Source organism: Bradyrhizobium denitrificans, assembly GCF_013179005.1.
GTDB classification, from domain to species: domain Bacteria; phylum Pseudomonadota; class Alphaproteobacteria; order Rhizobiales; family Xanthobacteraceae; genus Bradyrhizobium; species Bradyrhizobium denitrificans.
The window spans coordinates 103,412-115,464 of record NZ_JABFDP010000002.1; the positions used below are offsets into that span (position 1 = coordinate 103,412).

Sequence of the window (12,053 nt, forward strand, 5' to 3'; positions counted from 1 at the left end):
TCAGGCTCCCTCGACGAGACGGCTGTCGGCATAGACATGGACATAGGCCGGGTTGAACTTCAGCCCGATCGCCGAGCCCTGCGGCGAGACGCCGGCCGGCAGGCGCGCGGCAAACTTGACATCGCCGACCCGGACCCGCGCGAAGCGGATGCGGCCGAGATCGTCGACACGTTCGATATTGGCATCGAGCAGGCCCGGTCCCGGCTCTGCGACATCGACGAATTCCGGCCGCACCCCGATCTCGATCTTGGCGCCGGCCGGCAGCGCATCATAGCTGCGCGCCAACGACAGCGTGTGACCGGCAATGCGGGCCTCACGGCCCTTCACCTCGGCGGCGAGAATGTTCATGCCGGGCGAGCCGATGAAATAGCCGACAAAGGTGTGCGCCGGCTTGTCGAACAGCTCGGCCGGCGTGCCGCTCTGCACGACGCGGCCGTCATGCATCACGACGACCGTGTCGGCGAAGGTCAGCGCCTCGGTCTGGTCGTGCGTGACGTAGATCATCGTCAAATCGAGCTCACGATGCAGCGCCTTGAGCTTCGAGCGCAACTGCCATTTCAGCTCGGGATCGATCACCGTCAGCGGCTCGTCGAACAGGACGGCGGCGACATCCGAGCGCACCAGCCCGCGGCCGAGCGAGATCTTCTGCTTGGCATCCGCGGTGAGGCGCGTCGCCTTGCGGTTGAGGTCCGGCGTCAGATCGAGCAACCGCGCGATCTCGGCGACGCGCTTGTCGATCTCGGCCTTGGGCACGCCGCGGTTCTTCAGCGGAAATGCGAGATTCTCGCCGACCGTCATGGTGTCGTAGATCACCGGGAACTGAAACACCTGGGCGATGTTGCGCTCGCGGGTGGTGCGGTGGGTGATGTCGGTGCCGTCGAACAGGATCTTGCCGCGCGATGGCGTCAGGATCCCGGAGATCAGGTTCAACAGCGTGGTCTTGCCGCAGCCGGACGGACCGAGCAGCGCGTAGGCGCCGCCCTGCCGCCAGGTCATCGTCACCGGCTTGAGCGCGAAGCTTTCGATGTCGGCGTCGTTGCCGTGATAGGACTGGGCGAGATCGACGAGGTCAATGCGGGCCATGCGGCATCTCCCTCTAAAGACTGCCAGGTGCCGCGACCAGGCGGTCGCCGGCGTCGAACACGAAGATATTGGCGGGATCGAGCACGGCATCGAGAATCTCGCCGGGCTCGTATTCATGGACGCCGTGCAGCACGGCGACCCAGTTCATGCCGTCGCGGGTCAGATGCACGAAGCTCTCCGATCCCGTGATCTCGGTGACCGAGACGGTCGCCGGAAAGGCATGGCGGCCATGGCTGCCGTCGCCCTTGGCCAGTCCGAGCTGATGCGGCCGGAAGCCGACGCGATAGGAGCCCTCCGGCAGATCGGCATAGAGGCCGGCCGCCGGCGCCCTGACGCCGCCGGCATAATGCACGCTGTCGCCGCGCTTCTGGATCTCGACGACATTCATCGGCGGATCGGAGAACACCTGCCCGACGCGCAACGTGTCCGGACGGCGGTAGACGGTGGCGGTATCGCCGGCCTGCAGCGCCTGACCTTCCCACATGCACACGGTGCGGCCGCCCAGCAGCAGCGCCTCCGACGGCTCGGTGGTTGCATAGACGAAGATCGCCCCCGACGCTTCGAAGATGCGCGGCAATTCGGCGCGCAGCTCCTCGCGCAGCTTGTAATCGAGATTGGCCAGGGGCTCGTCGAGCAGCACGAGATCGGCGCCCTTCACCAGCGCGCGCGCGATCGCGGTGCGCTGCTGCTGGCCGCCGGAGAGCTGCAGCGGGGTGCGCTTCAGATAGGGCTCGAGCCGCAGCAGCCTGGCGGCCTCGGCCACGCGCTTCTCGATCTCCTCGCGCGGCTTGCCCTGCACCCGCAGCGGCGAGGCGATATTCTCATACACCGTGAGCGAGGGATAGTTGATGAACTGCTGATAGACCATCGCGACCGATCGCTGCCGCACGTCGGCGCCGGTGACGTCCTTGCCGTCGACCAGCACGCGGCCGGTGGTCGGCTTGTCGAGCCCGGCGAGCAAACGCATGATCGAAGTCTTGCCGGACAGAGTCGGGCCGAGCAGCACGCTCAGCGTGCCGCGCTCCAGGGTCAGCGAAACGTCTCGAATGGTCGTGACGCCGTCGACGACCCGGGAGACGTGATCGAGCGTGACGCTCATGCGCGTCCCCCGGCTTCACGCGCCGTCACGGCAGCGCGCTCGCGGTGGGCTGTGATCCACGCATCGAGCGCTGCGATCTCAGCCGCCGACATTCGCAACCCCAGCTTCGATCGCCGCCACACAATGTCCTCGGCCGTCAACGCCCACTCATTCGTCATCAGGTACCTGACTTCGCGCTCCGTCAAGGTGCCACCGAAGTCCTGGCCGAGATCGGCCAAAGATGTCGCACCCGCGAGCACGGTCTGGGCCCGCGTACCATAGGCATGCGCGATGCGCTTCGCATGTGCATCCGACAGGAACGGATAGGTCTTGCCGAGATCGGCGACCAACGTGGCAACGGCCTGCACCTGCATGTCGCCGCCGGGCAGCGCGGCCTTGCCGGTCCAGCCTTCGTCCGCCTTCGCGCCCTTCAGATACGGCGCCAGGCGCTCCAGCGCCTCCTCCGACAGTCGCCGGTAGGTGGTGATCTTGCCACCATAGATCGAGAGCAGCGGCAGGCCGCCGGGCGTATCGAGCTCGAACACGTAGTCGCGCGTCGCCGCCTTGGCCTCGCTGGCGCCGTCGTCATACAGCGGGCGCACGCCGGAATAGCTCCACACCACGTCAGCCGGCGTCACTGGCTTGGCGATGTACTCGCCGAGCGCGGCGCAGAGATAGGCGATTTCCTCGTCGGTCGCCTTCACCTTGGCCGGATCGCCCTGATAGTCGCGATCGGTGGTGCCGATCAGCGTGAAATCCTGCTGGTAGGGAATCGCGAAGATGATGCGGCCGTCGGCATTCTGGAAGATGTAGGCGCGGTCGTGATCATAGAGCTTGCGCACCACGATATGCGAGCCCTGCACCAGGCGCACTTTCGCTTTTGCATTGACACCGGCGCCGGTCGAAAGCACCTGCTCCACCCACGGGCCGGCGGCATTGACCAGCGCACGCGCCTTGATGGTCTCGCGCTCGCCGGTCTGGGTGTTCTCGGTGGTGACAAGCCAGTTGCTGCCGTCCTGCCGGATCGCGGTCGCCCGCGTCCGCGTGCGGATGACGGCCCCGCGGTCGGCAGCATCGCGCGCGGTCAGCACGACCAGACGCGCATCGTCGACAAAGCAGTCGGAATATTCGAAACCGGTGGAATAGCGTCCGGCGATCAGCGGACGGCCGACCTCATCGCTGCGCAGATTCACCGAGCGTGTCGGCGGCAGCAGCTTGCGGCCGCCGAGATGGTCGTAGAGGAACAGGCCGAGCCGCAGCAGCCAGGCCGGGCGCAGGCCGGAATGATGCGGCAGCACGAAACGCAGCGGGCGGATGATGTGGGGCGCGATCTGCCAGAGAATCTCGCGCTCGATCAGCGCCTCACGCACCAGGCGGAATTCGTAATATTCGAGATAGCGCAAGCCGCCATGCACGAGCTTGGTTGACCAGGACGAGGTTCCGCTCGCCAGATCGTTCATCTCACACAGAAAAACGGAATTTCCGCGTCCGGCCGCATCGCGCGCGATGCCGCAGCCATTCACGCCGCCTCCGACAATGGCGAGGTCGTAGATCCGCTCCAACAGACGCATCCCCCGTCAATCGCCTTGACCGCGGCGATTTCACTTTCGCTTTCGAGTTAAACACAAACGAAAGTGAAAGCAAATCGAAAAACGCATATTGGGCCGCGATTGGGCATAACGTGCCCAATCTCGGCCCAAACAGCCTGTGGAATCAGCGCGGGGGGTCAGGCGCGGCGGAGTGCCGCCGGGTTGGCTGTTTCGGCCGCCTCTGCGGCCTCCTCCGCCTCGTCGGCCGGCATCGCCGAGACCACCTCGATGCCGCGGCTGTGGCAGAGGCTGGCGAGCCCATCGGGCAACGGACGGTCGGTGACGAAGGTCTGGATCTGGCTGAGATGGGCGATGCGCACCGGGGCACTGCGATGCAGTTTGGTGGAATCCGCCACCAGCATCACGCTGCGCGCATTGGCGATGATGGCCTGCGCCACCTGCACCTCGCGATAGTCGAAGTCGAGCAGCGCGCCCTCCTCATCGATCGCCGAGGCGCCGATGATCGCGTAGTCCACCTTGAACTGGCCGATCAGTTGCGTCGCCGTCGAGCCGACCACGCCGCCATCCGAACGCCGCACCGTGCCGCCGGCCACGATCACCTCGATGCGCGGATGCGGATAGAGCAGCATCGCGACATTCAGATTGTTGGTGATGACCAGCAGATCCTGATGCGAAGACAGCGCGCTCGCCACCTCCTCGGTGGTGGTGCCGATGTTGATGAAGAGCGACGAGCCGTTGGGAATGCGCGCAGCGGCAACCGTCCCGATCGCCTTCTTCTCGTCCGCCGCGACGAAGCGCCGCGCTTCATAAGCGAGGTTCTCCACCCCCGACGCGATAATGGCACCGCCGTGAATGCGCGTCAGCGCGCGCTGCTCGCAGAGATCGTTGAGATCCTTGCGAATCGTCTGCGCCGAGACTTCGAAACGGCGCGCCAGATCTTCCACCATGACGCGACCGGAGGCGCGCGCGATGTTGAGAATGTCAGTCTGGCGCTGGGAGAGAACGGCCATGGCAAGCTTTCAGGACAAGCTGCACCATGGTGATGCTGATCGAGTCAAGGGTCAATCGGCGAGGCGTTCAAGCGCACTGCAGCAATGACGGCTTGACGCATGTGCAACGCGGCATTCCCTACGGGTCGTCAGCGGAAGATTGACGCGCCCGTCATGCGACAGGTCAGGCGGCCGCACTCAACTCGCCGCTGACGAGACGAATCGCGGCGCGCTCGGCCTCGCGCGCGTTGCGAAACACCTGGCCCTCGAGCGCATTGAAACGGTGCGACGCCGCAAAGAAACGGAAGCCGCCGCGATCCCGCACGACGATCCCTGCCGCCTGGGAGCTGACCTCGATGATATAGGTGTCGGACATTGCGAAATCCCGTCGTTCATTCCGGGGCTTATAACGGAGCCCGACCAGGAATGTTCCTGCGATGCTCCATAGCTGCGGTCCATGACGCGGAATTCAACAGGCGATTCTGTCGATCCTATGTTTGATCGACGCCCGGTTCGTGACAACGACTGTTGACTGGACGATCTCGCAACGCACCCGGCCGCAACAGCGGCTGCTGCTTCGGTCAATTGGCCGCACGCCGCGATGATGATCTTTTCGGAAAGCTGGTTTCCACTTTCCGGATCATGTCTAAGCCGACGTCGTCGCGCCGTCGCGCTTGACCGGTTGCGGCCGGCCGTCATCATCGATCGAGACATAGGTGAAATTGCCGTCGGTCACCAGGATCGGCTGCTCCTCCCTGCGGCGCAGAACCCAGGCCTCCAGGCGCACCGTCAGCGAGGTGCGCCCGACGCGTACCAGATGCGCATAGACCGAGACGAGGTCGCCGACATAGACCGCCTTGCGAAAGTTCATCGCCTCGATCGCGACGGTGACGGTGCGAGACTTCGCGATCTTGGCAGCGAACACGCCGCCGCCCACGTCCATCTGGCTGAGCAGCCAGCCGCCGAAAATGTCGCCATTGGCGTTGGTGTCGGCCGGCATCGCCAAGGTGCGGATGCAGAGATCGCCGCGCGGCTCGGTCGGCGCTGACAGCGCGGCATGGACAGTCGCTTCGGTCACGTCAGGTGGTCTCCAGTTCAGGGCTCTCGCATATGATGATCATAGCTTGAGTTCGGCTCCCTTCACATCGTCATGGCCGGGCTCCGTCCCGGCCATCCACGCCGTTCGGCATCCTGGGAAAGACGTGAATGCCCGGGCCTTCGCCGCGCCGAAGCGGCTTCGGCCGCGCAGGCGGGACGGAGCCCGGACATGGCAATGGGGAGGCAGCCTGGCGAAAAACTCAGATTGGTCATATGCGATAGCCCTGAGTTCAACCGGGGGGCAGCGCGCGCCGAAGACGGCGTCAGTCCGGCCGGATCATCTCGAACATGTCCTCGGCCTTGATCTCGAAATAATCGCCGCGACGGCCGGCGCGGACGATCGGATGTGCGAGCGCTGTCTGGTAGACGCCATCCTTGATCAGGGATTTGTCGATGTGCACGCCGACGACTTCGCCGAACGTCATCCAGGCTTCGGTCTTGGCGCCGTCCGCCCCCTGCAGCTGAAGGATCTGCGTCACCTTGCACTCGAAGGCGACCGGACTCTCGCCGACGCGCGGCACATTGACGAATTTGCACGGCAGCGGCGTGACACCGGCCAGCTTGAACTCGTCGACATCGCGCGCAACATGGGCCGCCGTCGCATTCATCTGGGTCGCGAGATCGCGCGTCACCAGGTTCCAGACGAACTCGCCGGTGTCCCGGATATTGGCGGCCGAGTCCTTCATGTTGGTCGACGAAAAGCCGATGATCGGCGGCGTGTAGTTGAAGGCGTTGAAGAAGCTGTAAGGCGCGAGATTGACGTGACCGTCCGGATCGCGCGAGGAGATCCAACCGATCGGGCGAGGTGCGATGATGGCGTTGAAGGGATCGTGCCTGAGGCCGTGGCCGTTCTTCGGTTCGTAGAAATGCAGGTCCCGTTCGGTCACGCGGCCGTCCCTTCCGTCATCGCGAGGAGCGCAAGCGACGAAGCGGTCCAGGATGCGAACACCATCCTGAATGGCCTCGTATCGCTCGCAATGACGCAGAACTTAGCTTGCGGCGCCCTTCGAACCAAGCCCTGCCAGCACGAAATCGATCATCTCGTCGACCGTCGGACCCGGCTTTGTCGCACATTGCGCAATCATCTGGGGATGAAAGAAGCGCATCATGGCCGTCGTTGCACATTCTGCCGCCAGTTCCAGTTCGCGGACCGCGAACTCGCCCGATGCGGCGCCCTGCCCGATCACCCGGCCGATGATCTCGGTGATCAGCTGCATATGTGCCTCGCAGACCTCCCAGCTCTGCTCCATGGCTACCGTGACCATCTCGTGCAGCTTGGAGTCGCCGACATAGCGCTCGGTATTCATGCGATGGATGGTGCCGAGCATCTCGCGCAGCCGAGGTGCGGCCGGGCCGGGCCGATCGGCGATCACGAGCGCCGCCGCTTCGACCTGGCCCATCAGCGTGCGCGCGACAGCCTCATGAATGGCCTTCTTGGAGTCGAAGAAGCGGTAGACGTTCGCCGGGCTCATGCGAAGCTCCTTGGCGATGTCGGCGACAGTGGTCTTCTGATAGCCGATCTGCCGAAACAGGCGTTCGGCCACGACGAGGATGCGTTCGCGCGTATCGGGCTCGATATGGTCGGAAACCAGCGTCATCATGCTCGCGATCTTGTCGGTCCTTACTCAGCCGCCTGGGCGATAGGAAGCTCCGGTGCCGGTTCATCAACGTGCTGCGCCGCAGAATGATCCCGCGCCCCCGCCCCGCGCTCATCGAGGCTCTTCCGGAACCATAGGGCATAGAGGCCCGGCAAGTACAGCAGCGTGAGGAAGGTTGCAACAAACAAGCCGCCCATGATGGTGATCGCCATCGGCCCCCAAAACGCGGAACGCGACAGCGGGATCATCGCAAGGATCGCGGCCAGCGCGGTCAGCACCACCGGACGCGCACGCCGCACCGTGGCCTCGATGATCGCCTCGCGCCGGGTCAGGCCCGAGGCCACGTCGGTTTCGATCTGGTCGACCAGGATCACGGTGTTGCGCATGATCATGCCGGCCAGCGCGATCAGCCCGAGCAGCGCCACGAAACCGAAAGGCGCATTGGCGACGTTGAGCCCAAACGATGCGCCGATGATGCCGAGCGGTGCCGTCAGGAACACCAGCACCAGGCGCGAAAAGCTCTGCAGCTGGATCATCAGCAGGGTCAGCATGACGATGACCATCAGCGGAAACAGCACGAAGATCGACGCATTGCCCTTGGCCGACTCCTCGATCGCGCCGCCCATCTCGATGCGGTAGGCCGGATCGAGGTGACTACGAATGTCGGCGAGCTTCGGCCAGATCTGGTTGGTGACGTCGGGCGCCTGCACGCCGTCGGCGACGTCGGACCGCACCGTGATCGCCATGTCGCGGTTGCGCCGCCGCAGGATCGGCTCCTCATGCGAATATTCGATCTTGGCGATCTGCTGCAGCGGCACGGCGACGCCGTTGCGCGAGGTGATGGTGAGGTCGCCGACGCCCGCGAGATCGAGCCGTTCGGACGGCACGGCCCGCGCGATCACGCCGACCTTCTCGATGCCGTCACGAATGGTAGTCACCTGCACGCCTGAGATCAGCATCGCCAGCGACTGCGACACGTCCTGCGGCGTCAGGCCGATCGCGCGGGCGCGATCCTGGTCGACGACCAGCTTCAAATAGGGCGACTGCTCGTTCCAGTCGAACTGCGGGTCCCGCACATTGGCATTCTGGCGCATGACATCGCGCACCTGATAGGCGATCTCGCGAACCTTGGCGGTGTCAGGGCCGATCACCCGGAACTGCACGGGGAAGCCGACGGGCGGACCGAAATTGAAGCGATCGACGCGCACCCTCGCCTCGTTGATCTCGCCATTGGCAGCGGCGGCCTCGATTCTGGCCTTGATCCGCTCGCGCGCCGCGACGTCCTTGGCGACGATCACGATCTCGGCAAAAGCCTCGTTCGGCAGTTGCGGATTGAGGCCAAGCCAGAAGCGCGGCGAGCCCTGGCCGACATAGGAGGTGAAGGTCTCGATGTCCTTATCGTCCTTCAAGAACCCCTCGGCCTTGCGCGCGGCCTTCTCGGTGACGTTGAAGGCGGTGCCCTCCGGCAGCCGCAACTGCAGGAACAGCTCGGGCCGCTCCGACAGCGGGAAGAACTGCTGCTGGACGTGGCCGAAGGCGACGATCGAGGCCACGAACACGCCGACCGTCGCGGCCACGGTGGTGATGCGATGCGCGACACACCAGCTCACGACGGCGCGCAGACCGCGATACATCCGGGTATCATAGACCGCATTCTCATCGTGACCGTGATGGGCCTTCATGTCCGGCAACAGCTTCACGCCGATATAGGGTGTGAAGATGACAGCGACAAACCAGGACGCCACCAGCGAGATGGCGACGATCCAGAAGATGGTTCCCGTGTATTCGCCGACCGCAGAACTGGCGAAGCCGATCGGCAGGAAGCCGGCGGCGGTGACCAGCGTTCCCGTGAGCATCGGGAAGGCCGTGGATTCCCAGGCGAACGATGCGGCGCGGACGCGGTCCCAGCCCTGCTCCATCTTCACCACCATCATCTCGACCGCGATGATCGCGTCGTCCACCAGGAGGCCGAGGGCGATGATCAGCGCGCCGAGAGAGATGCGGTGCAGATCCAGTCCCATTGCACTCATCACGATGAAGACGATGCCGAGCACCAGCGGCACCGACAGCGCCACCACGATGCCGGTGCGCCAGCCGAGCGCCAGGAACGAAACGAACAGCACGATGACCAGCGCCTCGACGAAGGAGTGCACGAATTCGCCGACCGCGGTCTCGACCACTTTCGGCTGGTCAGCGATCTGCTTCAGCTCGATACCCTGCGGCACCGCTTTCATGAAATCGTCGGACGCGGCGTGCACGTCCTTGCCAAGCTCGAGGATGTTGGCGCCCTTGGCGGTGACGATACCGAGGCCGAGCGCCGGCTTGCCCTCCTGATGCACCTTGTAGGTCGGCGGATCGACGAAGCCGTGGGTGACGGTGGCGATGTCGCCGAGCCGGAACACGCGGCCGTTGCTCTCGACCGGCGTCTCGGCCACCGCCTTGGCGCCGTCGAGCGCGCCGGTGACGCGCAGCGGCACGCGCTGCGACGAGGTCTCGACCGTGCCGGCCGATGTCACATTGTTCTGCTTGGCGAGGGAATCGAACAGCGCCTGCGGCGTGATCCCGAGCGTTGCCAGCTTGGCATGGCTGAACTCGACATAGATGCGCTCGTCCTGGGTGCCGTAGAGATTGACCTTGGTGACGCCGTCGACCTTCAACAGGCGCTGGCGCAGGCCTTCCGCGACCTTCTTCAGCTGAGCATAGTCCGCCCCGTCGCCGGTCATCATGAACAGGATGGAATCGACGTCGGAAAACTCGTCATTGACGAACGGCCCGAGCACCCCCGAAGGCAGCGAGGCCTGCACATCCGCGAGCTTCCTACGGACGAGGTAGAACAGGTAAGGCACCTCCTTCGGCGGCGTCGAGTCGCGGAAGGTGATCTGCATCGCGGCGAAGGCGGGCTTGGAATAGGTCTCCACCTTCTCGAAGTAAGGCAGCTCCTGCAGCTTCTTCTCGATGGGGTCCGCGACCTGGCTCTGCATTTCCGTCGCGGTGGCGCCGGGCCAAATCATCGAGACGTTGACGACCTTGACGGTAAAGGACGGATCCTCGGCGCGCCCGAGACGCTCATAGGAGATGAACCCGAACAGGCCGAGCGCCACGATCAGGAACAGCACCAGTGGCGGATGACTGACCGCCCAGGCCGACAGGTTGAAACGCTTCATGGCACGCTCCCGATGATCCGATATCGCTAGTCCAGTCCATTCTCAGTGATCGTCGTTGCGAGCGAAGCGAAGCAATCCAGGACTCTTTCCGCAGACGCAGTCTGGATTGCTTCGTCGCTTTGCTCCTCGCAATGACGACAGCGACTTCCTTCATTCCGGGGAGATGCGGAGCATCCACCCCGGAACGACAACCGGCTAGAACGTCAGCGCGGAGACGACGCGCACCTTCTGCGCGGGATCGATCTTCTGGACGCCGAGCGCGACCACCTTCTCGCCCTCCTCGACGCCCGACGTGACGAGCACGTCCTTGCTGTCATAGGCTTTCACCTTGACCGGCTTCAGCGTGACCTCGCCCTTGTCGTTGACCACGTAGAGGGAGGGATCGCGGCCGTCGCTGAACAGCGCCGAGAGGGGCAGCCGCGCCACGCGCGTGGTGGCCGGATCAGACAGCGTGAGCGTCGCGGTCATGCCGAGCGAGACATTATCCGTTGCTTCCGGCAGCGAGAATTTGGCGAGATAGGTGCGCGTCGCGGGATCGGCAGCCGGAGCGATCTCGCGCAGCCGCGCCGTGTAGGTCTTGCCCGCCTCAGACCACAGCGACGCGGTCGCGACCCCGTTCTTGGCGCGATCGAGCAGGGTCTCCGGGATGGCGACGACGGCTTCCTTCTCGGCGAAGCGCGCGACCCGTATGGCCGCCTGACCGGCGGCGACCACCATGCCGGGTTCGATCATGCTGGCGGTGACCACGCCGCGCGCATCGGCGACCAGCGTGGCATAGGACAGCGAATTGCGGGTCAATTCGACCGAGCGCTCGGCCCGGTTCAGCCGCGCGCGCGCCTCGTCGGCGGACGCCTTGGCCTGATCCATCTGTGCATCCGTGGTCCAACCCTTGACGCGCAGCTCCTTGGCGCGGGTCTCGGCAGCGGAAGCCTGTGCCAGCACGCCGGTGGCGGCCCGGAATTCGGCCTCGGCCTGCTCGGCCTGCAGCTTGAGATCAACTTCGTCGAGCGTGGCCAGGGGCTGGCCGATCTCCACGGTCTGCCCCACCTCGACCAGGCGCTTGGCGACCTTGCCGGCCACGCGGAAGCCGATATCGGCCTCGATCCGCGGCCGGATGGTGCCAACGAAGCTGCGCTCCGGTGTTTCGGCCTCGTAATGCACGGACGCGACCAGAACCGGCCGGATGGGTTCGGCCTTCTGAGCGACGGTTTCGTTGCAGCCGGCGAGCGAGACCGCCATCGCGGCCAGCGCCACGCCGCTCAACAGCTTGGAAAAGCTAGAGAAAACCTCACGAACGAGCATCGCATACCCCTTGCTGCTATTGCGAAGGAGTGTCGATTATCGAGTGACGATTGTCAATAATCGTCATCAATCATGACTTCGTGAATGTTAAGACATGTTGCCGCAGTTGCTCATTCGTTGCGCAGATGGTCATGAGAGAGCCGGCCGCAACGGCGGCCGGCTCACAACACGCAATGGTTGGCCTGATCCAC

The 12,053-nt window shown here is 64.6% G+C and carries 10 protein-coding genes; all 10 read right to left on the reverse strand.

The features are described from left to right. The 10 genes from HL671_RS02515 to HL671_RS02560 all read right to left on the reverse strand — a co-directional run bounded on the left by HL671_RS02515 (window position 1) and on the right by HL671_RS02560 (window position 11,862). Window positions 1-1,083 carry an ABC transporter ATP-binding protein gene (locus tag HL671_RS02515; protein WP_012042431.1) on the reverse strand — a complete coding sequence of 361 codons (1,083 nt, stop codon included), beginning with the start codon at window positions 1,081-1,083 and terminating at the stop codon, window positions 1-3. Window positions 1,084-1,096: 13 nt separating this feature from the next. Further along, the gene (locus tag HL671_RS02520) at window positions 1,097-2,182 is read right to left on the reverse strand and encodes an ABC transporter ATP-binding protein (protein WP_012042430.1); all 1,086 of its coding nucleotides are present in this window, start codon (window positions 2,180-2,182) and stop codon (window positions 1,097-1,099) included. Further along, the gene (glpD, locus tag HL671_RS02525; RefSeq protein WP_172235504.1) at window positions 2,179-3,732 is read right to left on the reverse strand and encodes a glycerol-3-phosphate dehydrogenase; all 1,554 of its coding nucleotides are present in this window, start codon (window positions 3,730-3,732) and stop codon (window positions 2,179-2,181) included. Before glpD ends, HL671_RS02520 begins: the two co-directional genes overlap by 4 nt. 155 nt (window positions 3,733-3,887) lie before the next feature. Then, window positions 3,888-4,721 carry a DeoR/GlpR family DNA-binding transcription regulator gene (locus HL671_RS02530; protein WP_012042428.1) on the reverse strand — a complete coding sequence of 278 codons (834 nt, stop codon included), beginning with the start codon at window positions 4,719-4,721 and terminating at the stop codon, window positions 3,888-3,890. Window positions 4,722-4,884: 163 nt separating this feature from the next. Then, the gene (locus tag HL671_RS02535; protein WP_012042427.1) at window positions 4,885-5,076 is read right to left on the reverse strand and encodes a hypothetical protein; all 192 of its coding nucleotides are present in this window, start codon (window positions 5,074-5,076) and stop codon (window positions 4,885-4,887) included. 270 nt (window positions 5,077-5,346) lie between these two features. Continuing rightward, window positions 5,347-5,778, reverse strand: coding sequence for an acyl-CoA thioesterase (locus HL671_RS02540; RefSeq protein ID WP_012042426.1), 432 nt, complete (start codon window positions 5,776-5,778; stop codon window positions 5,347-5,349). A gap of 283 nt (window positions 5,779-6,061) precedes the next feature. After that, complete coding sequence (locus HL671_RS02545) at window positions 6,062-6,685, reverse strand: flavin reductase family protein (protein ID WP_012042425.1); 624 nt, start codon at window positions 6,683-6,685, stop codon at window positions 6,062-6,064. 102 nt (window positions 6,686-6,787) lie between these two features. Next, a complete protein-coding gene (locus tag HL671_RS02550) occupies window positions 6,788-7,396 on the reverse strand; it encodes a TetR/AcrR family transcriptional regulator (RefSeq protein ID WP_041751362.1) in 609 nt (202 codons plus the stop codon). Between the two features lie 23 nt (window positions 7,397-7,419). Next, on the reverse strand, window positions 7,420-10,560 hold the full coding sequence (locus HL671_RS02555) for an efflux RND transporter permease subunit (RefSeq protein ID WP_172235505.1): 3,141 nt from the start codon (window positions 10,558-10,560) through the stop codon (window positions 7,420-7,422). A 195-nt stretch (window positions 10,561-10,755) separates the two neighbouring features. Further along, window positions 10,756-11,862, reverse strand: coding sequence for an efflux RND transporter periplasmic adaptor subunit (locus HL671_RS02560; RefSeq protein ID WP_172235506.1), 1,107 nt, complete (start codon window positions 11,860-11,862; stop codon window positions 10,756-10,758). Between the last annotated feature and the right edge of the window lie 191 nt (window positions 11,863-12,053).